26 protein-coding genes are annotated in these 24,632 nt (G+C 64.0%); 1 reads left to right on the top strand and 25 read right to left on the bottom strand.

Going from position 1 to position 24,632, the window contains the following annotated elements:
* Nucleotides 1–12: 12 nt before the first annotated feature.
* Complete coding sequence (locus QSV46_RS04305) at nucleotides 13–936, bottom strand: hypothetical protein (protein WP_314946906.1); 924 nt, start codon at nucleotides 934–936, stop codon at nucleotides 13–15.
* Between the two features lie 818 nt (nucleotides 937–1,754).
* Between QSV46_RS04305 and QSV46_RS04300 the strand changes: the two genes are divergently transcribed.
* On the top strand, nucleotides 1,755–2,519 hold the full coding sequence (locus tag QSV46_RS04300) for a response regulator transcription factor (RefSeq protein WP_314947868.1): 765 nt from the start codon (nucleotides 1,755–1,757) through the stop codon (nucleotides 2,517–2,519).
* A gap of 145 nt (nucleotides 2,520–2,664) precedes the next feature.
* On the opposite strand, the gene QSV46_RS04295 is transcribed toward QSV46_RS04300, so the two are convergent.
* The 24 genes from QSV46_RS04295 to QSV46_RS04180 all read right to left on the bottom strand — a co-directional run bounded on the left by QSV46_RS04295 (nucleotide 2,665) and on the right by QSV46_RS04180 (nucleotide 24,603).
* Nucleotides 2,665–3,123 carry a hypothetical protein gene (locus tag QSV46_RS04295; protein ID WP_314946903.1) on the bottom strand — a complete coding sequence of 153 codons (459 nt, stop codon included), beginning with the start codon at nucleotides 3,121–3,123 and terminating at the stop codon, nucleotides 2,665–2,667.
* The gene (locus tag QSV46_RS04290; protein ID WP_314946901.1) at nucleotides 3,120–3,632 is read right to left on the bottom strand and encodes a flagellar biosynthesis protein FlgN; all 513 of its coding nucleotides are present in this window, start codon (nucleotides 3,630–3,632) and stop codon (nucleotides 3,120–3,122) included. The genes QSV46_RS04295 and QSV46_RS04290 overlap by 4 nt, the downstream gene beginning before the upstream one ends.
* Before the next feature lie 39 nt (nucleotides 3,633–3,671).
* Nucleotides 3,672–4,154: a rod-binding protein gene (locus tag QSV46_RS04285; RefSeq protein WP_314946898.1), complete on the bottom strand. Its 483-nt coding sequence runs from the start codon at nucleotides 4,152–4,154 to the stop codon at nucleotides 3,672–3,674.
* Nucleotides 4,151–4,570 carry a hypothetical protein gene (locus QSV46_RS04280; RefSeq protein ID WP_314946895.1) on the bottom strand — a complete coding sequence of 140 codons (420 nt, stop codon included), beginning with the start codon at nucleotides 4,568–4,570 and terminating at the stop codon, nucleotides 4,151–4,153. Before QSV46_RS04280 ends, QSV46_RS04285 begins: the two co-directional genes overlap by 4 nt.
* Before the next feature lie 6 nt (nucleotides 4,571–4,576).
* A complete protein-coding gene (fliR, locus tag QSV46_RS04275; RefSeq protein ID WP_314946894.1) occupies nucleotides 4,577–5,329 on the bottom strand; it encodes a flagellar biosynthesis protein FliR in 753 nt (250 codons plus the stop codon).
* On the bottom strand, nucleotides 5,326–7,407 hold the full coding sequence (flhA, locus tag QSV46_RS04270) for a flagellar biosynthesis protein FlhA (protein ID WP_314946891.1): 2,082 nt from the start codon (nucleotides 7,405–7,407) through the stop codon (nucleotides 5,326–5,328). The genes fliR and flhA overlap by 4 nt, the downstream gene beginning before the upstream one ends.
* A gap of 77 nt (nucleotides 7,408–7,484) precedes the next feature.
* A complete protein-coding gene (gene fliQ / locus QSV46_RS04265) occupies nucleotides 7,485–7,751 on the bottom strand; it encodes a flagellar biosynthesis protein FliQ (protein ID WP_014492683.1) in 267 nt (88 codons plus the stop codon).
* The gene (flgD, locus tag QSV46_RS04260) at nucleotides 7,748–8,167 is read right to left on the bottom strand and encodes a flagellar hook assembly protein FlgD (RefSeq protein WP_314946873.1); all 420 of its coding nucleotides are present in this window, start codon (nucleotides 8,165–8,167) and stop codon (nucleotides 7,748–7,750) included. The genes fliQ and flgD overlap by 4 nt, the downstream gene beginning before the upstream one ends.
* A 15-nt stretch (nucleotides 8,168–8,182) precedes the next feature.
* Complete coding sequence (gene flbT / locus QSV46_RS04255) at nucleotides 8,183–8,602, bottom strand: flagellar biosynthesis repressor FlbT (protein WP_314946871.1); 420 nt, start codon at nucleotides 8,600–8,602, stop codon at nucleotides 8,183–8,185.
* On the bottom strand, nucleotides 8,602–8,946 hold the full coding sequence (gene flaF / locus QSV46_RS04250; RefSeq protein ID WP_314946868.1) for a flagellar biosynthesis regulator FlaF: 345 nt from the start codon (nucleotides 8,944–8,946) through the stop codon (nucleotides 8,602–8,604). Before flaF ends, flbT begins: the two co-directional genes overlap by 1 nt.
* Before the next feature lie 69 nt (nucleotides 8,947–9,015).
* Nucleotides 9,016–10,062, bottom strand: a complete 1,047-nt coding sequence (locus QSV46_RS04245; protein ID WP_314946866.1) for a flagellar hook-associated family protein — start codon at nucleotides 10,060–10,062, stop codon at nucleotides 9,016–9,018.
* 3 nt (nucleotides 10,063–10,065) lie between these two features.
* Nucleotides 10,066–11,541, bottom strand: coding sequence for a flagellar hook-associated protein FlgK (gene flgK, locus QSV46_RS04240; RefSeq protein WP_314946864.1), 1,476 nt, complete (start codon nucleotides 11,539–11,541; stop codon nucleotides 10,066–10,068).
* A gap of 34 nt (nucleotides 11,542–11,575) precedes the next feature.
* Complete coding sequence (locus QSV46_RS04235; RefSeq protein ID WP_314946862.1) at nucleotides 11,576–12,808, bottom strand: flagellar hook protein FlgE; 1,233 nt, start codon at nucleotides 12,806–12,808, stop codon at nucleotides 11,576–11,578.
* A gap of 90 nt (nucleotides 12,809–12,898) precedes the next feature.
* A complete protein-coding gene (locus QSV46_RS04230) occupies nucleotides 12,899–13,480 on the bottom strand; it encodes a transglycosylase SLT domain-containing protein (protein ID WP_314946860.1) in 582 nt (193 codons plus the stop codon).
* Nucleotides 13,431–14,753 carry a flagellar hook-length control protein FliK gene (locus tag QSV46_RS04225; protein WP_314946858.1) on the bottom strand — a complete coding sequence of 441 codons (1,323 nt, stop codon included), beginning with the start codon at nucleotides 14,751–14,753 and terminating at the stop codon, nucleotides 13,431–13,433. Before QSV46_RS04225 ends, QSV46_RS04230 begins: the two co-directional genes overlap by 50 nt.
* Nucleotides 14,750–15,937 carry a chemotaxis protein gene (locus tag QSV46_RS04220; protein ID WP_314946855.1) on the bottom strand — a complete coding sequence of 396 codons (1,188 nt, stop codon included), beginning with the start codon at nucleotides 15,935–15,937 and terminating at the stop codon, nucleotides 14,750–14,752. Before QSV46_RS04220 ends, QSV46_RS04225 begins: the two co-directional genes overlap by 4 nt.
* The gene (locus tag QSV46_RS04215) at nucleotides 15,934–17,259 is read right to left on the bottom strand and encodes a MotB family protein (protein ID WP_314946853.1); all 1,326 of its coding nucleotides are present in this window, start codon (nucleotides 17,257–17,259) and stop codon (nucleotides 15,934–15,936) included. The genes QSV46_RS04220 and QSV46_RS04215 overlap by 4 nt, the downstream gene beginning before the upstream one ends.
* A 6-nt stretch (nucleotides 17,260–17,265) precedes the next feature.
* Complete coding sequence (locus tag QSV46_RS04210; protein ID WP_314946851.1) at nucleotides 17,266–17,979, bottom strand: hypothetical protein; 714 nt, start codon at nucleotides 17,977–17,979, stop codon at nucleotides 17,266–17,268.
* Nucleotides 17,976–19,604: a flagellar basal-body MS-ring/collar protein FliF gene (fliF, locus tag QSV46_RS04205; protein WP_314946848.1), complete on the bottom strand. Its 1,629-nt coding sequence runs from the start codon at nucleotides 19,602–19,604 to the stop codon at nucleotides 17,976–17,978. The genes QSV46_RS04210 and fliF overlap by 4 nt, the downstream gene beginning before the upstream one ends.
* Nucleotides 19,605–19,896: 292 nt before the next feature.
* The gene (locus QSV46_RS04200) at nucleotides 19,897–20,805 is read right to left on the bottom strand and encodes a flagellin (protein WP_314946845.1); all 909 of its coding nucleotides are present in this window, start codon (nucleotides 20,803–20,805) and stop codon (nucleotides 19,897–19,899) included.
* Nucleotides 20,806–21,079: 274 nt separating this feature from the next.
* Nucleotides 21,080–21,988, bottom strand: coding sequence for a flagellin (locus QSV46_RS04195; protein WP_314946842.1), 909 nt, complete (start codon nucleotides 21,986–21,988; stop codon nucleotides 21,080–21,082).
* A 265-nt stretch (nucleotides 21,989–22,253) separates the two neighbouring features.
* Entirely contained in the window at nucleotides 22,254–23,159 is a 906-nt protein-coding gene (locus QSV46_RS04190) for a flagellin (RefSeq protein WP_314946841.1), read from the bottom strand.
* Between the two features lie 263 nt (nucleotides 23,160–23,422).
* Nucleotides 23,423–24,163, bottom strand: a complete 741-nt coding sequence (gene fliP / locus QSV46_RS04185; protein ID WP_314946839.1) for a flagellar type III secretion system pore protein FliP — start codon at nucleotides 24,161–24,163, stop codon at nucleotides 23,423–23,425.
* Nucleotides 24,160–24,603, bottom strand: a complete 444-nt coding sequence (locus QSV46_RS04180) for a flagellar basal body-associated FliL family protein (protein ID WP_314946837.1) — start codon at nucleotides 24,601–24,603, stop codon at nucleotides 24,160–24,162. Before QSV46_RS04180 ends, fliP begins: the two co-directional genes overlap by 4 nt.
* Nucleotides 24,604–24,632 lie beyond the last annotated feature (29 nt).

Here is a 24,632-nt window from a genome sequence, read left to right as displayed (position 1 = left end):
AGGCGGCTCCGGTCACGGCGTTGCCTTGCGCGGCGAATAGATGACGCCTCCGCTGGACTCCACCACCAGACGACCGTTTTCGTTCCTGATCTCCTCGATGCGGCCAAGGCCGGGCACCTGTTGTCCCAACACGGCCTCAATCACGCCGTTCGGGCCTTGCAGAATCGCAATCCCTTCATAGGCCTGGCGGACCGACCAGCCCTTGACCGCCTTGCGCGGCGCCGATGGAACAACCGAGCCGGTGATCTCGGGCGCGGCAACCGAGGCCACCATCGGCATCGTCTGCGACGGCGGCTGCACGGCAACCGTTGCCGGCGCCTGGGCCTGGGCTTGCGCTTGAGCGAGTTTGTCGAGCTTCACCGTCGAGGACGAGCTCACGCGCTCGATACGGTCCAGGTTTTCGCTGAACCTGCCGAAGCGGTCGTTGGTCGCCTTGCTCGACTGATCGACCGCGGTGCGCAGGCCGTCGAGATTTTCGGACACGCCAGACACCTGCTTGCGCAGCTGCGCGACCGTCTCGCGCAGGTTCCTGATCTCCGTATTGGCGACGACGTTGCCCTGGACGGGCTGCGTGGTGAGATAGGCGATCACGCCGGTACAGACGCAGACCACCACGATTGCGGCGACCGCCAGCGTCGCGAGAGGCGCGACCCATGTCGGGCGCGGCGGCGGCGGCTTGGCCACGATCACGGCCGGCTTGATCACGGTCGCCACAGGCTTGGGTATCGCCATCTTGTCGAGGCGCGCCTTGGCGCGAATACGCTTCAACCCTTCGAGCGCTTCCTTCGCCAGAGTTTCGTCGTTCGCCGCGGCCGACGCACGCTTTGCATTCGCAGCGGGCTTGGCCGTGTTGGCATCGCGCGTTTCCGGCGCCGGCTTCGCCGCCGCGGACACATCAGCGGCCGCGCTGGGACGAGCTTGTCCATCGGACAACATGTGAAAATGCTCCGTTCGGTTCGACCTGTCGAACCGTGAAGTTATTTGCCGAAGCTTGCCTGAAACGTGCGCGACGAAAACTTTTCGCCTCGCCGAGTGCGACCTCGAATGTGTCGGACGCGCCATGCACGTGGCGAGAGTGCGACTCGAAAGACACACCCTCGCCAAGATTTCGCCAAGCTGGAGTCACCTCGCCATACATGAGTCGAATTGTCGCATGCGGGAACCCGAACAGGAGAGTCAATTCGGGGTTGAAAACCCCTCAATGTGCGTGATCCGCAGCACGACCAAAAATAGCTGTGATTATACGGGGATGCAGGACCTTGGAATCGTCCCAGCGCAAAACTAGTTCGGATTTCGAATCAATTGATTCGATGGAGGATACAAAGAACAACCCGAAGCGAATCAACAGCATCAAACACGTGTAGCAATCGCTTTGCAGCGCACGCTTGATCGGAAATCGGCAATTGTTACGGTCCTACTCAAGTGATTCTCGCCAGTTGGCGAGGAGATCGACACAGTGCAGTAGCGTTCGGACGCGATAAGCAACTTGGCGCAACTGTTCTAGGTCGCTGTCTCAATCCGCTCCGCGGGGTGATCCGTAAGACACCCGCCGAGCCTCACGCAGTAAGCGTTCAGTATCGAGTCGAAGTAGCAGGCCCGCACACGTGGGCACTGAATGCGTAGGGCTGCCCGCGAATATCGAAACCATAACAACGGTTCGCGGGATGGAATGTCGTCAAACAGCATCGTTGCCGAGCCGGGGCATCACAATAACCAACCGGCCGCAACAAGTGCGAAACAGGGGCGAAAAACTGATGTATATTATCGTTGATGATCGCGAGAGCGTCACGAACAGCTATGTTGGAGGGCTTGTTCGCGAAGGTGTATCGTCGATCGGGTTCTCCTCCGGAGAATTCTGGGACTGGCTGCAATCTGCGAGTGAATCGGATCTGGCAGCGGTCGACGCCTTCCTCCTCGGGGATTGCGATGCCCGCGGAAGCCTGCCGCGGGCGATGCGCAAGCGTTCCTCGGCTCCTATCATCGCCATGAGCGGCCAGAAGATGCTCAAGAACACACTTGAGCTGTTCGAATCGGGCGTCGACGACGTTGTGCACGTGCCGATTCACCTGCGCGAGATCCTCGCCCGAACGGCCGCAATCGCGCGCCGCCGGGTGGGCGAGCTACCGAGGCCCTGCGAGACCAGGATCCAGGTCTTCTTCAACGGACGTGACCCCGAGATCGCGGGCCACGCCCTCACCCTGCCCCGCCGCGAGCTGCGCATTCTCGAATACATGGTCAGCAATCACGGCAAGTGGATCACCAAGACGCAGATCTTCAACGCGGTCTACGGCATCTTCGAGTCGACCTTCGACGAGAGCGTGATCGAGAGCCATGTCAGCAAGCTGCGCAAGAAACTCCGCGACCGCCTCGGCTTCGACGCGATCGTGGCCCGGCGCTACGTCGGATACCGTCTCAACATCCCGGCCGGCGAGACCATCGAGGTACCGATGCAGGAGCTCGACGAGGTCGGCATCCTCCTGAACAGGGCGCATGCCGCCCCGGCGGCGTACCCGGCCTGACACGGCAGGGAACTGCGACGAAACGACAACGGCCTCTGCGGAGTATCCTTCGCAGAGGCCGTTGCACTTTCAGCGGCAGAGATGGCGAAACAGCTGCCCCGCGCGCGACGCAGGCGATATCCGCTTCGCCCGAGATCGACCTGGCCTAGGGCTTCTGCTGGAATTCTTCCTTCGAGACGTAGTTGAAGTCCTCGACCAGAACGTCCTGGACGATTTCGGCCTGCATCCGCTCGTTGACGCGCTGCTTGATGGCCGTCGTGAGGATGGAAAGGTCGTAACGGGCGAGCTTCCTGAAGTCGAGGCGCTCGTCGGCATAGATCCTGCGGAAGGCCTCATCGACGACGAACGGCTCCGGCGGGACATTGAGTTGGTGCATGATCCGCGCCTCGACGGTGTAGACGAAGCGCGCCACGATGTACCCCTGCACATTGCCGCCCTCGACCATGGGCACGCTCAGCGCCCGCGTCTTCTGGTATTGCAGCCCGTCGAGATATTCGTCCTTCGCCGGCAGCAGACTGCCGTTTTCCTTCCAATAGGCCACGGCATAGCTCGTGCCCGCGGTGAGGATGCATACCCAGAGCCCGGCCAGCACGAGTCTGATCATCTTCCGCCCTGTGTTGCGCGTCCGGTATAGGTGCCGTCCGACTCGGCGTCCTTGATCGCCTTGACGATGATGGCCGCGACCTCGCGCACCGCATCGTAGTGCATTTCGAGGATGGAACGGTTTCGCTCGAGCTTCTCGCGTAACCGCTGGATCTCCTCGGTGATCTCGACCTCAGCGCCCAGATGCATCCGTGCCCGCATCAGGCGGACGAATTCGAGCATGCTCCGGCTCTTGCGGGCGCTGAAGTCGTCGAAATCGATCTTCTTGCCCGTCGCGAGCGCGGCGGTCTCTTCCTCGACGATGCTCTCGAGCCGGCGGATCGCCGCCAGCAGGCCGCGCACCTCGTCCAATCTCACCGCGTCGTTGCCGTCGATCGTCGCCTCGCCGCCGACATCCGGCAGCAGCGCGGGCAGCAACGCATCGCCTGCTGCGGCTTCCGTCGTCATCAGTTCGGTGTCCACGACCGGCTGCTCCGTCACCGGGACCGTCGCGTGTTCTTGTGCCTGCATCGCAAATTCACCCCTCAACGTCTGTCACCCATTCCCGGATCATGATCCGGCTTTCCCCGTAGCCACCGGCTCCGCCGGATGCGCGGAGGCGAGCTGCTTGGCAATGCCAATGCCCTTGCCCTTTGCCAGCTGAGCACCAAGCTGCTCCGCCAGCATCGACTTCCAGACGCCGCCGGCCGTGCCCTTGCCGAAGACCTCCTCCGACTCCTTCGGCAGCATCGTCTCGACGAAAGTCTGGAGAATGAACGCCTCAAACTTCCGATACACCTCGCCGGAGGCCGGCGCCTTGATCACCTGCACCGGCGGCCCGTTCACGGCCGTCGACTGTGCCTCGGCGACCTTGGCCGCGGCCTGATCGGCAGTCGCCGCTTTGGCTTTGCCGACCTCGGCTTCCATCGATGCGCTGAAATCGGCGTCCGACGATTTCAGCGCATCGAGCTTCGCTGTCGCCGCGCGCTGCGTCACGGGGTCGGCAGCCTCGAGGACGTCGAGGACGAGGTCGGATGTTGCTGTCACGATCATGTCTTGTTCCGGTTGGCTGGCCGCGACGCCCAGTCGCGCGTGGCGGGGCTTATTCCCGTCATCTCCTCGAGCGCGCGCGCTTCCGCGTCGCGAAGCTTGTCTGCGAGCGCGGCCCTGGCGACCTGTTCCAGCTGTTTCACGCGGCGGGACTCCGAGCGGACCTGGTCGAGCTGCTGCGACGCCTGCGCCTGGATCGCGCGCGCACCGACGCTCGCCCTGTTGAGGCGCCGCGCGATCGAGTCGCTCGACGAGCCCACCGGCGGCTTTCCCTCGTTCAAGGCTCCGACCAGCCATTCCTGCTCGTCGTGCAAGCTGCGTTCCTGCTGTTGCAGATGCGCGAGCTGCCATTCGGACAGCCGGAGCTGAAGCTTCACCAGCGAGACCATCCGGCCGAGCTTGTCCGCGCGCGACGTCATGGCCGATCACTCCGCCAACCATGACGAGAAACCGAGCATGAACTGCGTCAGGAGCTCGTCGCTGGTGAGGTAGAGCAGCAGGAAGCCGCCGAACAGCACGAACGGCACCGAGATGAAATAGACCGGAATCGCCGGCGTCAGCTTGTTGATCAGGCCGACCGCGAGATTGACGATGACCGAATAGACGATGAACGGGCTCGTGATCCGCAGCGTCAGCACGAACGCTTCCGACAGCCGGCTGACGAGCTGATCGAGCGCCATGCTGCCGCCGAGCCTGCTGCTGGGATGCCATACGTCGTAGGAGTTCATCAGCCCGCGCAGGACCTGCCAGTGCTGGTCGGTCATGAAGAACAGCGTGGTGACGGCCGCCATGATCAGCGGCACCAGGGCCGGCGCCGGATCGGTATCGCCGACCGGCGTTCCCGGGATGTTGCTCAGCCCGATCGCGCTCGCCATCACGGTCGCCATGGTCTGCAGCGCGAGGAAGAACACGCGCCCGCCGAGCCCGATGACGCTGCCGACCACGAGCTCGGAGCAGATCAGCAGCGCGAGCGTCAACGGTGCGGCGTTGTCGGTGAGAGGCTTCAGGACGGCGACCAGGATCGGCGCCAGCGCAAACGTCGTGACGAGCGCGACGAACAGGCGGACCTGGGCCGGGACGTTGACGCTGGAATAGCCGGGCACGAGCATCAGGCAGGCGCCGATGCGGCAGAACACGATGAACGTGACCAGCACGCTGTCGGCGAGCCCATTGATCACGATATGGCTCCGAGCGCCCTGATTTCGGCGCTGCGCGCGACCTCGACATGCGACAAAATCGGCAAGGTCGGGAACACGCGCTCCAGGATCATCCGGACATAGGGACGGGCTTCGGGGGTCACCGCCAGAACCACGCTGGTGCCGTTCTCGGTGAACTTGCGGATCGCCGCGCTGGCTTCGGTCGCGAACTGCTCGATCAGGCGCGGATCGGCATCGAATTCGACCACGTCGCCCTTGCCGTCGCGCTTCAGGCTCTGGTGGAACGCCAGGTCCCAGCGATTGCCGAGGCGGATGACGTTCAGGACCCCGTTGTCGGAGAGATCGCCGCAGATCTGCTGGGCAAGGCGCGTCCGCACGTGCTCTGCCACCTGCTCGGAGCGCCGTACATGGGGTGCGATCTCGGCGATGGCCTCGAGGATCAGATGGAGGTTGCGGATCGACACGCGCTCGGCGAGCAGTATCTTCAGGATCGCCAGCAGGCCCGAATAGGAGATCTGAGACGGGCAGAGATCCTCGACCAGGCGCTTGTATTCGGGATCGAGACGATCGAGCAGCCCGCGCATGTCCTTGTACGACAGGAGCTGCGCCAGGTTCGCCCTGAGCACTTCGCTCAGATGCGTGAGCAGCACCGACAGATTGTCGACCGGCTTGCAGCCCTGACGCTTGACTTCGTCGGTGAAGGCCTCCGTGACCCACAGCGCCTTCATGCCGAAGGCGGGTTCGATCACCTCCTCGCCCGGCACATCCGGCTTGCCGTCCTTGTCGACGAGCACCAGCACCTCGCCGAGCCTCAGCTGGCCATGAGCGACACGCGTATCGTGAATCCGGATCTGGTATCCCTTGGGATCGATCGACAGATTGTCGCTGAGCTTGATCTCCGGAACGACGAAGCCGTACTGCTTGGCGAACTTCTTGCGGATCTTCGCCACGCGATGGGCAAGCTCGGTGCGCGAGCCCAGCAGATGCACCGAAAGATGGCCGCCGAGCGCCACTTCGATCTCGGCAGTCTTGAGCGATTCCTTGACGGATTCCTTGGCGTCGACCTGGGCGCGCTCGTCGGCCTTGCGCGCATGTTCCTTCCGCTCGCGCGCCGCCTGCTGCCTGGGTAGCGTGTAGCCGACGAAGGCCATGACGCCGCCGAGCAGCATGAAGGGGGCCATCGGCAGTCCGGGCATCAACGCGAGTACGAACATCATCAGCGCGGCAGCCGACACGGCGCGCGGATAGCCGCTGAGCTGCCGCAGCACGGCCTGTTCCGCCGAGCCCCTGGTGCCGCCCTTGGAGACCAGAAGGCCGGCCGACAGCGACACGATCAGCGCCGGCATCTGCGACACCAGACCGTCGCCGACGGAGAGCTTGGTATAGACGTCGGCAGCGCGCGACAGCGTCAGGCCGTGATGGGTGACGCCGATGATGATGCCGCCGAAGATATTGATCGCGGTGATGATCAGGGCGGCGATGGCGTCGCCGCGGACGAATTTCGAGGCACCGTCCATGGCGCCGAAGAACGCGCTTTCCTCTTCGAGCTCGCGGCGCCGGCGCTGGGCCTCCTTGTCGTCAATCAGACCCGCGGAGAGATCGGCGTCGATCGCCATCTGCTTGCCCGGGATGGCGTCCAGGGTGAAGCGGGCGCCGACTTCGGCGATACGCGTCGCGCCCTTGGTGATCACGACGAAATTCACCGTGACCAGGATGGCGAAGATGATCAGACCGATGACGAAGTCGCCGCCCATCACGAATTTGGAGAAGCCGGCGACGACGTGGCCCGCGGCTTGCTCGCCCTCTCCGCCCCGCGACAGGATCAGACGGGTGGTCGCAACGTTGAGCGCCAGCCGCAGGATCGTGGCGATCAGCAGCACGGTCGGGAAGGCGGAAAAGTCGAGCGGCCGCTGAATCCACAGCGCAACCATCAGGATCAGCGCCGACAACGCGATCGAAAACGCAAGGCCGAGGTCGATCAGGATCGGCGGTATCGGCAGGAACAGGATCGTGAGCATGGCCACGATACCGCCTGCGAAAAAGGCGTCGGCCCCCAATCGTCGCGGGGTCGGCAGGCTAGCAGCTAATGTATCGGCCATGGGTCACCGGCAGAGGGTCCGCCCCGTAATCTGCCGTGCAAAGCTTACGCGAGGGTGGTGGCAGGTAGCCTCGCGGATCAGAAGCCGTGCTCGATCCGCGAATAGACCATCTCGGTGAAGGTGGAGAGATGCGCACCGATGAAGGAGCCCGAGACGGCAACGACCAGGAGAATGACGATGATCTTCGGCACGAAGGTCAGCGTCACCTCCTGGACCTGGGTCAGCGCCTGGATCAGCGCAATGGCGGTACCGACAAGCATCGCGGCGCCAACGGCGGGGCCGGAGGCGACGATAATTGTCCAGATCGCCGCCTGGACGATGTCGAGGGCGTCTCTCTCGTTCATGACTGGCTGATCGTGAGCCCGGGCCCGACCGCGACCTTCGTGCCGTTCTCGAGCGTCGCGATGGAGCCGTCGCTGTTGATGGAGATCGACGCGACCTTGCCGCTGAAGCTGGCCCCGGTCGCGTCGGTGAAGCTGACGGTCTTTCCGATCAGCCCGCTGGCCTGCGACAGCGACTGCGACGACAGCAGCGCATCCAGCTTCGAATTGGTCTGCATGGCCTGCTCGACCGTCGAGAGCTGCGCAAACTGGCTCATGTATTGCGCGGTGTCCATCGGATTGGTCGGATCCTGGTTCTTCATCTCGGCGACGAGAAGCTGAAGAAACGTGTTGTAGTCGACGCTGTTGCTCGCCGTGGTCGTGGTTGAGCCGGTCGAACTGGACTTGCTGGTGCTGTCGGTCGCGCTGTTGACGTTCATGTAGCCTCTCCGCTGTCAGGCAGCCTCGAATGGGATCTCGGCAGTGGCGCCGGCCAGATCGGCCAGAATGGCCTGCTCCACCGGAAACAGCGCCCGGATCCGCTTGAGCGCCTCGAAATATCGCGTCGTTTTGACGAGCTCGTCGATCGCGGCGAGCCCCTCGAGCATCTCGCGGCTCTCACAAACCGCGAGCAACGCCGCATGGTGCCCACCATAGAGCGCAGCCGCGGCGACGACGTCCGTCGGGTTCATCAGCATGAGTTGGACGATGAAGTAGAGCTGCCGCATCGCCGTCGTGGCGTCGGCAGCCTGCATGATCTGCGCTTCGAGGAGGAACATCACGTCATTGACGAGCTCGACGGAGACCTTGCGGTCCACGCGCAGCACCGCGCCGTTAATGTAGATCCGTTCGCCGGCCCGCAAGGATATCTTCATTAAAGCGCGTCTCGGATCAGGCGGTTGATTTCGATGAGCTGCGTCACGTCGTTCGACCTCTCCTCGCGAAGCCGATCGGCTTCCTTGACGACCCACAGGCCGATCGAGATGATGTCGGCGCGCAGCTTCTCAGGCAGCCCGTTCTCCGGATGCGCGAGATCCTCGATAAAGATCGTCCAGAGCCGCCGCACGTAGAGCAGGCTCTCGACCAGGTCCTCGAAACTGAAGCGCGCCTTCTGCAGCCGTTCGAGCCGGTCGATGCCGAGACTGAGCGCCTGCCGCTCGCGGCCCCGCGCCTCATAGCCGCTATCGTCGACAACCGCTCCATAAGCTTCAAACGTCATCAGAACCACTCTGCGCAGGAGACCGAACAACAAGATAAGGGGCTACGAACCTTACGACGGAGCCGAGGTTCAGAGATAGTTGATGAGGCTGATCTTCTGGAGTTGCGAGGTGAGTGCAAGTGCCGTCTGGATCTGGGTCTGCAAAGTGTTGACGCGGACGGAGGCTTCCGCCGCGTCGACGGCTTCCATCTTCACGATCTGATTGTTCAGAATGTCCTGCTGGGTCTTGAGCTTTTCGGTGGCGCCCGTAACCCGCTGCTGCACCGTTCCCATCTTGCCGCCGAGCGTAGCGAGATCAGTGATGGCGTTGCCGATAAGACCGATGGCCTTGTCCACGACCACCTGGAACGTCGCCTGGTCCAGATTCACGTTTCCGAGGTCCGCCATCATGGTGTAGGCCTCGGCAAGCTTGCGGAAGGCGGGCTCGTTGGCGCTGATGGACGTATCGGCGACCTCGGTCGTGGAGATACGGCTTTGCATGACCTGATCGGTGGCCGATGACCAATTGGTGTTCCAGGCCGGGCTTGCGAACTCGGCATCGAAGGTGGTGTCGAGGAAGGTTTGCATCTGGGCCGGGGTAATGGTGCTCACACTGGGTGAGGATTGCGAGAAACCGAAGGTCGCGAGGAAATCGGCGTCGACCTGGTTCTTGCTGGCCGAGCCCGCGGCGTAAGCCGTGACCGGCGTGTTCTGCGTGTTGATGCCCGAGAAAAGATACGAGCCGTTGTAGGAAACGTTCAGCGCGCCGATCAGATCCTGGAGATTGGAAGACGCAGGCGGCAGGATGATCCGCCCGCCGCCGTCGGTACTGCGGGCCGCGATGAGGTCCTTGAGGAAGCTTGTTGCGGTCGAGCCGAGCTGGGTGATCCGGCTCTGCGTTATGTCGAGGCGCCCCGAGACGAGCGCGTTGGTATCGACGAGCTGATCGGCGAAGCTCAGGTCCGCCCGCAGGGTGAGGTCGCTTCCCGTCGTGGCGCCGAGCTGGAGGCCGACATCGGCAAAGCGGCCGGTGGTGGCTTCCTTCGAAGCCCTGGACAGCGCGGCCTGATTGTTCGTGATCGAGGACCTCAACGTGGAAGACAGCATCAGGGTCGAGATGTAGTTCGCGCTCATCATGACTTAATTCCCCACAGCAGCGAGCAGGCTCTGCAACATCTCGTCGACGGTCGAGATGATCTTGGATGACGCCGAATAGGTGCGCTCGACCTGGAGCATCAGAGCCATCTCATCGTCCATGTTGACGCCGCTGACGGTGGACAGCGCCGCGGTGCTGCGCTCAAGCAGCGTGTTCTGGTAGCTGACATTGTCGTCCGCGGTCTTGCGAAGATTCTCGATCCAGCTCGTCGACGACGACGCGAAGTCGATCAGGCTGCCGCTCGGCTTGCCTTGCGTGGTTGCATCGAACGGCTGCGATGCATCCATGCCGCCGATGAGCTGCTGCAGGCGGATCGAGTAGCCGCCATTGCCGGCGGTGTTGTACCGGTATGCGACGTTGCCGCTGATCGCGCCGTCGCGCAGCAGATTCGGGTTGCCACCCTCAGCCGGATCGACCGATGCAGCGACACTGATCAGGCCGGCAAGGCCGACCGAAACGGTGGCGCTGGCCGGCATCGCCGGCGCGCCGGGATAGGTGAAAAGACCGGGAACGTCGGGCAGCGCTGCAGCGGACTGATCACTCTCCCTGAAGGTGTTGATCAGGCCGCGCGCGACTTCGTCTAGCTGACTCTGATAAGTGACCGTGTCCTTGTCACGGAGCTGGGCGAGGCCTGCGAGCTTGCCCGATTTCAGCGGCATGACTGAATTGGCGCCGGTGACCGGTACACCGTCGATATAGACCGCATTGCCCGTGGTGCCGGCCGTGTACACGTTGGTTGCCGCAAAGCTGACCGGGCGCGCCGTCTTGTCGAACAGCACGACGCCGCTGTCGGTGTAGAGCGCAGCATCGCCGTTGGCGCGGATCGTCATCGAGACGCCGAGCTCCTGCGACAGCTTCGAGACGATGCTGTCGCGCTGGTCGAGATAGTCGGTGACATCGTCGCCGGAGATCGTCCCTCTCACGATCGCGTTGTTGACTTTGTCGAATTGGGCCAGCAGTTGATTGATGTTGGTGACCGAGGTCGCCATATCGGCGTCCGCTCCCTCGCGAACGGACTGCACGGTCTTGGTTGCCTGGTTAAGCCCGGTCGCCATGTCCTTGGCGGACGTCACCGCGGCCTGCGCGAGCGTGGTGTTGTCAGGGGCGTTGGCATATTGCTGGAGCGCCTGCTTCAGCGCATTGAGCTGCGCCGTCGGCGACTGGCCGAGCTCGGGATCGTCGACCGTGGCCGCCGCGATCTTCTGCAGACCATCATAAATCGCGCCCTGCTTGGCCGACGAAGAGGCCGCGACCAGGACGTTGTCGTAGAGACCCGAACTGGCGGCGCGCTGGATCGCAGCGACATAGACGCCGGCATTGGGCAAATTGTCCAGCACGGCGATCTTGCGGGAATAGCCGGTGGCGCTGGCACCGGCGATGTTGCGCGAGATCGTCGACGACTGGATGCCCGACGCCATGAGCGATGCGCGGGCGGAGTCGAGAGCAGCGGTAAGGGACATGATTTGCTCTGGCCCGGAATGAGCGCCGAAGGATTCAGCGCTTCAGGTTGACGACGACGTCGAGCAGGTCGGCGCCAGTCTGGAACGATTTCGAGTTTGCAGTGAAGCCGCGCTGCGCCTCGATCATCCCGGTGAGCTCATCCGCCAGATCGACGTTGGAATCTTCCAGCGCGCCGTTCTGGACCGTGCCGAGCCCGCCGGCGCCGGCATTGCCGGCCTGCGCGTTGCCGGAATTCGCGTTGGTCGAATAGACGTTACCCGGCTCTGGCGTCAGATTGTCGGGGCTCGCGACGTCGGCAAGCATGATCGTGTAGAGGGTCAGTTGCTGGCCGTTCTTGAGGACGGCGGTCACATGGCCCGCCTCGTCGACATCGACCTTGTCGATGGCCGCGGGAACGCTGCCGTTGACGGCCGCCTTGAAGCTGAATTCGGAGCCGACCTGCGTCATGTTCGACAGGTCCATCGTCAGCGCCGCACCGCCGGGGACGTTGACGGTGAGGCCCGTCGGGCTCGCCGCAGCCAGCGTGCCCTTGCCGGCCGCCGTGGTGTCGAAGGTGAACGTGGTGGCAGGAGCAAGCGACGTACTCGTCGCGGCGTCATAGACCTGAACCTGCCAGGTGTCCAAGCCGGCGGCCGTCGCGGTGTGGGACATATAGACATCGAGCGTCACGGCCTGGCCGATATTGTTGTAGGCCACGATCGAGCTTTTCGATGAATAGGACGCCGGACCCGGCGGACCGGCAATGACAGCCGCCGTCGGATCCAGATTGCCGGTCGTGAGCGTCCCCGCCGTCGACGGCACGGGCACTTGCGAGACCTGGGCGATGTTGACGATCTGCATGCCGGCCAGGCTGTTCTGCGAGAAATTGGTCACGAGGCCGGGCTGTCCCAGAAGGTAGTAGCCGGCGGCGTTGACCAGATTACCCTGGCTGTCAGGCACGAACGAGCCGGCGCGCGTCAGATATTGCTGTGTGTTGGCCGCGTTCGAGACCACGAAGAAGCCATTGCCCTGGACAGCGAGGTCCGTGGTCGAGGTGGTGAACTGCGTATGTCCGGCGTCGCTGATCGCGTAGCGGACGGTCGTCTCGACGGCGCCGGAATCGTAATTGCCCGAGCCGCTCTTGAGGATCAGCGAGGAGAATTCGGTCGAAGCCCGCTTGTAACCGGTTGTGTTGACGTTCGCGATGTTGTCCGAGACCGTCGACAGCTTGTTTGACTGCGCGGCCATGCCGGAAACACCGGTACGCATAATGCCGTAGAGGCTCATGGATTGGGCTCCTGTGGTAGGTTGCAACTACAATGATGGATCTTGCTTGCGCGGGGCTGATGATCGGGAACCATGCACAACTTCATGTCGTCAGCTCGTCTTCGGCTGACAGAACGATCGCGCCTTGTCGGTCCAAGCGCCGAAGCCGCTGGAGACGAGATGAGCGACGATGTGACAGACGTAGCGTTTCTGCGCCGGCTGGTTGTTGGGTCCTGCGTTGTAGCGGGCGACCGCCATGGTCCAGCTGCCCTCGCGTTGTTTCAGCTCCTTCAGGAAGCGGGCGGCGTAGTCGACGTTCTTGGCGGGATCGAACATCGCGCGTACCGAAGCGAACTTGTCGCCGTGATAATGATGGTTGATCTGCATGCAGCCGAGGTCGATCAGCTTGATGCCCTTGGCTCGGATCGTCTCGAAGTTCGCGATCGCGTCGTTCATGTCCTTGGCGAACACGGTCTGGCCATCGGCGCCGAGCGCGTAAGGATAGAGCGCGCCGCGGCGCCCGGTCTCGGTGAGGCCGACCGCATAGAGGATGCCGAGCGGAATCCCATGTTGCCGGGACGCACGCGCCATCTCGCGCTCGCAGGGGCGCGCGTTGTCGGTGGCCGCCTCCGCGACGCCCGCGCTACAGATAAACAGGGCCGCGGCGAGTCTGCGGCCCCACGTCCTGGTCATGACGCATCTCCTGATTGGACTGGCGCTCCTGCCGGGCCTGCTTCGCATCGCCGTCCGATTGCCCCGATGACCTCCCGGCGCCGTCGAACGCGCCTTGCGACTGCGACGATGGCTGCTGCTGACCCGCGAGCTGCGACTGTGACTGGCCGGAGCCGCTCTGGAATCCATCCAGCGAGCCGTGCTGGACAGGTGCAACCTCGGCGACATAGCCCGCAGACTGCATGAGATCGCGGATCGAATCGCGCTGCTGGTCCAGCATCTGGCTGGTGTCCTTGCGCTCGGCCGCGAGATGAACGGAGACCTCCGACCCGACGAGACGAAGCCGCACGGTGACATTGCCGAGTGCCGGCGGCTCGAGGTTGATGGTCAGGATCTTGAGCGGTTCGGGCGCGCTGGTCTGCGACGTCGCAAGATCGGGGGCCATGGACGCCGTCGGGGCCGGGGTCTCCTTCAGCTCGGCGACGACTGCGTTGGCGACCTGCTGCGTGGCGCTGAACTGCGCCGGCGGCAGATGGGTTTCCTGCTGGACCACGGTGACCTTGGTCGCCTCGGGCAGTACGTCCCGCGCCGAGGCTTTGACAGCGCGTTCGACATTGGCCGTGATGGCCTCGAAAGCCGGTGTTGCGGGCATGGCCTTCGAGGCTGCGTCACCGTCTTGCTGCGCGGTTGTCGCAGCCTGTGGGCGCGTGCCTGTCGGAGCGGATACGGATGGCGCGGGCTCGGCGGTAGCGGTCTTTGCGGTGCCTGTGGCCTGGACCTCACGCTTTGCCGTGGACGAACGCTCATCACGCGCGGGCGCGTCCTTGTTGCCGCCCGCCGGCGATAGAATCTGCGACTTCTCGGCGGGCACGGCGGCGAATTGCTGTGCGACGATCGTCGGAATGCTTGGTCGATCCGAAACGTCCGCGCGCGCGCCATGGTCGACCGGAGTTTGCGTCTCCGACGATTCGTCCGTGGTCTGGTCGGGCGATTTGTGACTGGGCTTGGACGCGTCGGCTGCCTCGGTGCGTTCCGTCTCGTCCTTGGTCTTGTCCTTCCCCGCCGGCTGTGCCAGGCGCGTCCGCAACGATCCGGCCTTCACGCCCGCATCGCTTGCTTCATCGGTGAGCGCCCGCTTCGCGAGGTTCGAAACCGTGTGCAGCAGATCGTTGAACGAGGAATCCACCGGCGATTTCGTCCCGCCGGTTTTGCCGGAGCGTGACGTGCCGCGCATGCTGAGGCTTTCGGCGAGGCCCGAAAATACCTGTCCGTTGGTTCCACTGAGCTTCGTCATGGACGGCGTTCCCTGGTGAGGAGTTCGAGTTCGCCGAGCTGCTTCTGCGCGCGTGCGAGCGTCGCGGTCGACGACGCGAGATCGAGGCGCGCCGGCGTGACCGGCGGCTTGTCGGCTGCGGCGGCAGATCCGCCTGCGAACGGCTTGCGGACATCGAGCGCGAGCTGCAGCGTGGCATTCAGCAGCGGAACATCGCGCTCGGGCAGCTTCGACCGGTCGAGTGCCTTCAACTCGGCGACACCGCCGTCATACTCGTCGGTGAGTGCCCGCGAGACGCCGCGGAAGAAATGCGCCCGCTCGCGATCCGCCGAGGCATCGGCGCTGAGTGTCAGGGCGCGCTCGCCGGCAAGCCGGGTTACGGCCATCCGTCCCTGCATCATCGCGGTGCGCGCGATCACGAGATATAGCTTGAGGCGGCTCGCGCGATCGATCTGCTCGAGCAGAGTGGTGATCCGCGCAAAGCGGCGCTCGTCGAGTGCAAGGCTCGATTGCGTCAGGCCGGAGGAGAAGCGCTGCCAGAAATCTCCGGCATAGACCGAATTGCGGTAGTGACGGATATAGGCCAGCGTCAGGAATTCGAACTTGTCGAAATCCTCGGCCTGCCCGACCAGCAGGATCTCGCGCCGCAGCGCCGCTTCCTCGACCAGCGTGCCCGGCAGGAGCAGGCGCGCGTCGTCCAGGCGCTCGATCGCAAGCGATGCCTCGGCGCGCGCGAACAGCGCACCCTGGACCAGCGCGACCTGTCCGCCGAGGCCGGATGGAAGCGAGCGCGGCTTGACATCCTTGAGCAGTTCGCGCGCTTCGTCCTGACGTCCCTCGACATAGGCCAGAGCACCGTTGAACAGCCGCTCGTCGACGTTCAGCTTCTCGCGTGGGAGCTTTCGGACGATCTGCGGCCCACCGCCGCTGAGAAGATAGATGACCACCGCCTGGCCGTTCTGTGCGTTGCTCCACACACCCGCATCGGCGGCGAGAAATTTCTCGCCGACCTGCCTGATCAGCGCGACGTGACTGCCATGCGCCGCCGTGTCGCCACGGGCAATGTCGTCCTGCACGGCCTGCAATGTGCGCACGAGCTCATATGGCTCGCCCGGTGCCGGGGACGATGCCGGATCGGCAGACACGCGTAGCGTTGAGAGCGGCAGCAGCATCAGCAGCGCGGCGCAGAGGAGCGGCCTGGTCAAGGGCGCTTCTCCCGGATCAGAATCTCGATCCGGCGGTTCTGTGCGGCCGCGGGATCGTTCGGAAGTTTCGGCCGCCGATCGGCGTACCCCGCGACTTGCTCGATCCGGCGCGCATCGACGCCGGACCGAACAAGCATGTAATAGGCCATCTGGGCTCTGGCGGTCGATAGCCGCCAATTGTCGTAGGTCTCCGACTTGTACGGCCGATTGTCGGTGTGACCCCGCACGATGATCATGCCCTGGCGCTTCATCAGCAGCGGCCCGATCTTGTCGATCGCGCGGATCAGTTCGGGCCGCGGCTCGGCTGAGCCGACCGCGAACATGCCGAAGCTCGCATCGTCGGTCAGGCTGACCAGAAGGCCTTCCTCGACTTGGCGTATCTCGGCCACCGGCCCCGCACCGGCCTTGATGTCCGATAGCGCATCCGCGATCGCGGACTGAAGCTGCTTGACAGTCAGCTGCTGGGTTTGCGCCGCATCGCGCGATTCGGAGGTCTTCGCTGCATCGTCAGGACGCGGCTGTGCTGCGGCGTTCGCCTGGGCGCCTGGCTGCGTATTCGCCTGGGCACTGCCATCGCGTGACGCCTGCGAGGGCGCGGGCCCCGGCGGCAGCAGGGGCGACAGGCTTGCAGACGGCGCATCCGCGTTCGGAGCCACGCTTCCGCCGGCATCGTCCTGCTTCGCACGGCGCGCCTGCGGCTCGCCCTGGCCTGTTCCGGAGGCGCTATCGCGCGCGGATGCATTCGGTTTTGGCTCACTGTCAATGAACCGGTCTGCGTCCTTGGACGTCTGCGGCGCCAGCTTCCAATAGCCGGGATCGAAGGGATCCCGGTATGCGTCGCCTCCCTTGAGGCCGTCCTCTTCGGCCGACGTCAGAGCGCCGGCGCGACGCTGGCCCGAGGCCTGGTTCGCGCTGTTCGCGATCTCGGCGAGCGTCGCATAGGGGTCGCGGAACAGGACCTTCTCTTCGTAGGAGGCAGGCTTCTCCGCCGTCGGCGAGTCGCCGCGACGCTCTTCGTTCGGCCCCGCCGGCTGGCGCTTGCCATCCTGGCCTTCGAACTGCGTCGGCTCCTTCTTGGTGAGATCCTTGAGTCCCTTCGGGGCGGGCGCATTCTCCGCGAGCTTGATCGGGTTGAAATAGCTCGCGACCACCTGCTTCTGGTCCTGGTTGAGCGCATTGAGCAGCCACATCACCAGGAAGAACGCCATCATCGCGGTCATGAAGTCCGCATAGGCGATCTTCCAGACGCCGCCGTGATGCGCCTCCTCGGCGAAGGCGCTGCGCCTGCGGATGATCACCAGTTCGTGCTTGACCTCCTCCATGGCGGACTACCGACGCGCCTCGTTCAGGCGTTCGCCCCAAGCCGCAATCTGCGTCTCGATCACGGTCTGGTCGGCGACGACGCGGACCTCGAACGTCTCGGCGGTCTCGTATTCGATTCCCGTTCGCCTGCTAGCCTCGAGCTGTGTCCGCACCAGATCGAGCAATTCGCCCGGGCCGGTGATCTTGAACACCGGCGCCGGCGAGTTGCCGGTCAGCGCTGCGATCTGCTCGACTAGCGAGCCGATCGCCTTGTCACGAACCGCGTCGGCGAGGAAAGGCAGCAATATCCGCGCCACGGAGCTTGCGATGTTGGTTTCGATCTCGCGGCAGGCCGTCTCGAAGCCGCCCACGATCGCAACCGCCTGCTGGTCGGACCATTTGGCCCGCTCCTCGCCGAGCCGGATCGCGCTGCGGACACGCTCCTCGGCAAGCTTGGCGTCGCTCTCGGCAACACCGGCGGTATAACCGCGCCGATAGGCGTCGTCGAGAAGATTGGCCGGCGGAGCTTCCGGCTCTGGCGCCGGTGACGGCGACTGAAGCTGCGGCTGCGGCTGCGATTGAGGCTGACGCTGCGGCTGGGCCTGGGCCTGCGGCTCGCGCCGGGGCTCCTTCGGCCTGGTCAGCACGTCCTGGATCTTGGGCGGTGGAGGCGGCAGCGGCGCCTTGGCGCGACCGTTCGCATCGAACTGCGTCAGGAGCTTTCCGATTGCCGCGTTCATGCCGCCTCCTCGCGTCGCATCCAGTCTTTAAGGATTGCCGCCGCCTGCATCTGATCGAGACGGACGATCTGCTCCAGCCGCTTCTGCGGCGTTCGCTGCATCTTGCCTTCGAGGTCTTCGACGAGATTAAGCTCGGGATCCTCACTCTCGGCCAATGCAAGGGCCGTGGCAGCTTCGAGCTCGGCGGCTTCGGCCGCCTCGGTCTGCTCCTGCGCCGCGCGGTGGGTCAAGATGCCGTTGACCGCGGGGCGAAGGCCGAACCAGACCAGCATCGAAGCAACGGCCAGGATCGTCACCGCGTTGATGACGCTGCCGAGCTGCTTGTTGATCATCTCGACGAAGCTGATCGGCGGCACTGGCGCCAGTTCGCGCGAGCCTTCGATGAAGTCGACGGCCGTCACCTGGATCTGATCGCCGCGCGCCTTGTCCAGTCCGCCGGCCGTGGCCGCGAGCTGGCTGATCTCGGCGAGCTTGCTGTCGACGATGGCCTGGTTGCTCTTGTCGCCAAGATCGGCGACGAGCCGCGTGCGGTTGACCAGCACGGCGATGAAGAGCTTCTTGACCGAATAGCCGTCGCTCACCGTCGTCGTCGTCTTCGACGACACTTCGAAATTGGTGACGTCCTCGCGGCGGGTCTTGTCCTCGCTGGAGTTCTTGGTGCCGCCGGAGTTCACCTGCTGGTCCGGAAGGTTCTGCTGCACCGTGGTCGGCGTCGAACGGTCCGCGTTCTGGGACTTCTCGTTTTCGCGCACGTTCCGCACCGAACGTTCCGCGCGGTTCTCCGGATCGTAGACGGTCTCGTTGGTCTGCCGCTTGTCGGTGGAGAGCTGCGGCGCAACACTCACCTCGAAATTGTCCAGGCCCAGATACGGCGTCAGCGCCTTGCGGATGTTCTCCTGCACCATCCCGCCGACCGTCTTCTGGAGGCTCGCCATCTTGGTCGGCGCTGCGCTCGCCTCGTCCTCTTCGGCGAGCAGCATCGAGCCGTCGGCATCCAGCACCGTCACCTTCTCGCGGCTCATGCCTGGAATCGCGGCAGCGACGAGATGACGGATCGACTGCGCCGTGCGCGCCTCGATGGCGCCGTCGGTGCGCAGCACGACCGATGCTGAAGGCGGCTGCTGCGTCGCGCGGAACGAGCCGCGTACCGGCATGACGATGTGCACCCGCGCGGCCTTCACGCCCTTCATCAACTGGACGGTGCGGGCGATCTCGCCTTCAAGCGCGCGGAGCTTGGTGACCTCCTGCATGAACGAGGTCAGGCCGAGCGAGCCGATCTTGTCGAACAGCTCGTAGCCGGAATTGGCGCTGGTCGGCAGCCCCTTCTCGGCAAGCAGCATCCGCGCCTGCATGGTCTGGCTCGGACGCACCGAGATCGCGTCGCCGGCTGTACTGACGTCGAAGGTGATGTTCTGCTCGCGCAGCGCGGCGCCGATGCGGGTCACGTCTTCGCGGTTAAGGCCGGTATAGAGCGTTTCGAACTCGGGGCGGCTCAGATAATAGGCCCCGCCGACGACGGTGACGAGGACGGCGAAGCCGATCAGTCCCAAGGCCATCAGACGCCGCGGCCCAAGTTCCAGCAGATTGTTGAGCAGCTGCTGGAGCTGCGCGCGACTGAACAGCATATGACCTCGTACCAATGCGAACGTATCGGACACTCCGCTGCCAACCTTGTCTGAAGGTTGCGCGAGGCCACGAATGTGTCAGTTCGCAGGCAAGGCGTTGCAATTTTACAAGAACTCGGGCGACGCAATCAGCTCAGCAGCTGGCGCATGGCAGCGCGATGGCTGCGACGCGTTGGATGACGTCTGGCATCAGGAGGCCGGTCGCGAGCACGTCATGTGCCGTCAAGCCCGCCGTTCACGGCGGCGGGAACCGTGCTCCCACAGGGAGCACGGTCGTTTCCGACGCCGAAGCTTACTTGAAGAGCGACAGGATGCTCTGGCTGTTCTGGTTGGCGATCGAGAGCGCCTGAACGCCGAGCTGCTGCTGGGTCTGGAGCGCCTGGAGGCGGGTCGATTCCGCGTTCATGTCGGCATCGACGAGCTGACCGACACCGCGATCCACCGAGTCCATCAGGGTCTTGACGAACTCCGTGTTGGTCGAGATGCGGTTCTTGACCGCGCCAAGATCGGCGGCGGCGGAGGCTACCGAGTTGATCGCGGTCGTGAGCTGCGCGATGTAGCCGTCGAGAATGGTCTGGTCAGCAGCCGAATCGGTCAGCGCGGAGATGTTGATCGTGTCGACCGACGCGGTGCCGCTCACCGTGTCCAGGATGCCGCTCTGGGTGCTGGTATAGAGCGAGTAGTTCGCGATCGTCAGCTGGATCGACCCGATCGTCGGCGTGCCGCCGACGCGCGAGAACGACGATACCAGGTCGAAGGTCGCGGGTGTGGTCGCGGTCGCGCTCAGCCAGTTGACGCCGTTGAAGGTCGCCGCATTGGCGGTGGCCTTCATCTGCTGCTGGATCTGGGTGATATCGGACTGGATCTTGGTGCGGTCGATCCCGGCGGTCTTGGCTTCGACCAGCAGCGCCTGGAGCTTGGTCAGGCCGCCGGTGTTGTCGCCGACAACGGCGGTCAGAGCGGTGTATTCGGTGTCGACGGTCGCAGCCGATAGACCGAGCGAGTCCGAGACGGCGGAGAGCGCGGCGTTGTCGGCGCGCATCGAAGTGGCGATCGACCAGTAGGCCGCGTTGTCCGAAGCAGTGGACACGCGCATACCGGTCGAAATCCGATTCTGCGTGGTCGCGAGCTGCGAGCTGACGTTACGGAGGGTCTGCAGCGCAGTCATTGCAGACGAATTGGTGAGAAGACTCGAGCTCATTTTTTTGACGTCCCTTGAAACGGATTGAAAATTTTGGGGACATACCGGGCTTGCACCGGTACGACAGGGCGGCGTCATGCCTTTGGGCGGCGGAAAAAGCAGGCCCAACCTGTCGTACGGCGACGATAGCGCGCGAAGTTTGTGCGGGGCTTGTGGCTCTGTGACCGGACCGCAACAGGGGGAGCTAGGTCGAGGTCATGGCTCGACCGGCAACACCAAATGAAAAGGGCCGCGCTTCTCGCGAAGCGCGGCCCCCCTCAGATGGTGTTGAGGCTTACCGGAACAGCGACAGGATGCTCTGGCTGTTCTGGTTGGCGATCGAGAGCGCCTGAACGCCGAGTTGCTGCTGGGTCTGGAGCGCCTGGAGGCGGGTCGATTCCGCATTCATGTCGGCGTCGACGAGCTGACCGACACCGCGATCCACCGAGTCCATCAGGGTCTTGACGAACTCCGTGTTGGTCGAGATGCGGTTCTTGACGGCGCCGAGATCGGCGGCGGCGGAGGCCACCGAGTTGATCGCGGTCGTGACCTGCGCGATGTAGCCGTCGAGCGTGGTCATATCCGCTGTTGCGTCCGTCAGCGCGGAGATGTTGATCGTGTCGACCGACGCGGTGCCGCTCACCGTATCCAGGATGCCACTCTGGGTGCTGGTATAAAGCGAGTAGTTGGCGATCGTCAGCTGGATCGACCCGATCGTCGGCGTGCCGCCGACGCGCGAGAACGACGACACCAGGTTGAAGGTCGCCGGCGTGGTCGCGGTCGCGCTCAGCCAGTTGACGCCGTTGAAGGTCGCCGCATTGGCGGTGCCCTTCATCTGCTGCTGGATCTGGGTGATGTCGGCCTGGATCTTGGTGCGGTCGATACCGGCGGTCTTGGCTTCGACCAGCAGCGCCTGGAGCTTGGTCAGGCCGCCGGTGCTGTCGCCGACAACGGCGGTCAGAGCGGTATATTCGGTGTCGACGGTCGCAGCCGACAGACCGAGCGAGTCGGAGACGGCGGAGAGCGCGGCGTTGTCGGCGCGCATCGAAGTCGCGATCGACCAGTAGGCCGCGTTGTCCGAAGCAGTCGAGACGCGCATGCCGGTCGAGATCCGGTTCTGCGTGGTCGCGAGTTGCGAGCTGACGTTGCGGAGGGTCTGCAGCGCGGTCATTGCAGACGAGTTGGTGAGGAGGCTAGAACCCATTTTGATGTCCCTTTGAAAGTAGATTGAATTTGGGGACATACCGGACTTGCACCGGTACGACAGGGCGGCGTCATGCCTTTGGGCGGCGAAAAAAGCAGGCCCAACCTGTCGTAGCGGCGACGCTAGCGCGCGAAGCTTGTGCGGGGCTTGTGGCCCTGTGTTCCCGTAGCAACAGGGCAGGCGAAACGATGGCGTGCGGGCGCCACGCCAAACGAAAGGGCCGCGCTTCGCGAGAAGCGCGGCCCTCCTCAGATCGTGTTGAGGCTTAGCGGAACAGCGACAGGATGCTCTGGCTGCTGTTGTTGGCGATCGAGAGCGCCTGCACGCCGAGCTGCTGCTGGACCTGGAGAGCCGCCAGGCGCGTGGACTCCTGGTTCATGTCGGCGTCGACGAGCTGGCCGATACCGCGATCAACCGAGTCCATCAGCGACTTCACGAAGTCCGTGTTGGTCGAGATACGGTTCTTGACGGCGCCGAGGTTGGCGGCGGCCGCGGCCACCGAGTTGATCGCACCGGTGACCTGCGTGATGTAGCCATCGAGCGTGGTCTGGTCAGCCGCGGAGTCGGTGAGCGCGGAGATGTTGATCGTATCGACTGACGCGGCGCCGCTCACCGTATCCAGGATGCCGCTCTGGGTGCTGGTATAGAGCGAGTAGTTCGCGACGGTCAGGCTGATCGAGCCGGTGGTCGGCGTGCCGCCGACGCGGGAGAACGACGACACCAGGTTCACGGTCGTCGGCGTCGTCGCGGTCGTGCTCAGCCAGTTCACGCCGTTGAAGGTCGCCGCACCGGCGGTCGCCTTCATCTGCTGCTGGATCTGGGTGATGTCAGCCTGGATCTTGGTGCGGTCGATACCGGCGGTCTTGGCCTGCACCAGCAGGGACTGGAGCTTGGTCAGGCCGGAGCTGGCGTCGCCGACAACCGTGGTCAGACCGGTGTACTCGGTATCGACGGTCGCAGCCGACAGACCGAGCGAGTCGGAGACGGCGGAGAGCGCGGCGTTGTCGGCGCGCATCGAGGTTGCGATCGACCAGTAGGCGGCGTTGTCCGAAGCGGTGGACACGCGCTGGCCGGTCGAGATCCGGTTCTGCGTGGTGGAGAGTTGCGAACTGACAGACCGCAGGGTCTGGAGCGCGGTCATGGCAGTCGAGTTCGTAAGCAGGCTTGACATTGCGAATGTCCCTTTATGTACGCGTTACATTTTCATCAGGGGACATACCGGGCTTGCACCGGTACGGAGGGGCGGCATCATGCCTTTGGACTGGAGTGGGTAGGGTCCAACCCGCCGTGAGGCATTGCTAGCACGCCGAATCTTGCGCGCAGATTAAGATCTGCTTGAATTTGTCAGCAAAATCAGATGGTTAACATTACCCTCTGCTAACCATGACCCGGTACTTCTGGCTAACCATAAGCCTTCGGCCGTCATCGCACCTGTTACGAGAACGAGCGCACCAGTCCGGAGGCGAGCAGGTTCCAGCCGTCGATCAGCACGAAGAACAGCATCTTGAACGGCAGCGCCAGGATCGTCGGAGGCATCATCATCATGCCCATCGACATGGTCAGCGTCGCGACGATCATGTCGATGACCAGGAACGGCAGGATGATGAGAAATCCGATCTCGAACGAACGCCTGAGCTCGGAGATCATGAAGGCCGGGATGATGACACGCATGTCGACGCGCTTGTCGTCGAATTTCTTGCGAAAGCTCTCCGCCGCGAGCGACTCGAAGGTCTGCAGATCCTTGTCACGGACATGGGCCAGCATGAACTCGCGGAACGGATCGGTGATCTTTAGATAGGCTTCCTCCTCCGAGATCTCGTTCTTCATCAGCGGCTGGACGCCGGTTTCCCAGGCGCGGTCGAAGGTCGGCGCCATCACGTAGAAGGTCATGAACAGCGCGAGGCTGATCAGCACCAGATTGGCCGGCGTGGTCTGGAGGCCGAGACCGGCGCGCAGGAACGACAGCGCCACCGCAAATCGCGTGAAGCTCGTCACCATGATCAGCAGTCCCGGTGCCACCGACAGCACCGTGATCAGCGCCATCAGCTGGATGATGCGGCCGCTGGTCGAGCCGTTGCCCGGCGGCAGCAGCGAGTTGAGATCCGGAATCTGGGCCAGCGCCACTTCGGGCAGCACGACCAGGACCAACGCCAGCAGCAGGACACTCAATTTCACTGAATCACCAACGCCTCAATGATCAATTCGCGCACCTTGCCCGACGATCGGATATTGGCGCGCTCGGCGAGGTCGTCGCGCAGATGCTGGAGCCCGCGCGATCCCTCGAACTGCCCAACCGACGCCGTCCGCAGATAAGTCACGATGTCCTCGCTGATGTGCGCGGCCAGGATACCGGCATCCTCGTCGCTCATGCTCTCGGTCACCATGGAGGCTTCGACACGGGCCCAGTTGTTGGCCGGCGCGGCGAGATTGGTCACGATCGGAGACAGTTTTCGGAGCCGCGCGCTGCCCGCGAAGCTCGTCGCAACGGGCGGCGGCGTGGCACTCTTCTTCGCGTCGGCGACGCGCTCTGCAGCCGCGAACAGATGCAGGCCGGCAATCGCGCCCGCACCGATCGCGATCAGGGTCAGCACCACTATAGCCGCAATCAGGCGCATCACGTCCCCTGCCCTCGCGGCGCGGCCCG

This window comes from Bradyrhizobium cosmicum, from assembly GCF_032290525.1.
In the GTDB taxonomy this organism is placed as follows: domain Bacteria; phylum Pseudomonadota; class Alphaproteobacteria; order Rhizobiales; family Xanthobacteraceae; genus Bradyrhizobium; species Bradyrhizobium cosmicum_A.
The sequence above is the reverse complement of the archived record's forward strand: the minus strand, read 5'-3'. Positions and strand labels throughout refer to the sequence as shown.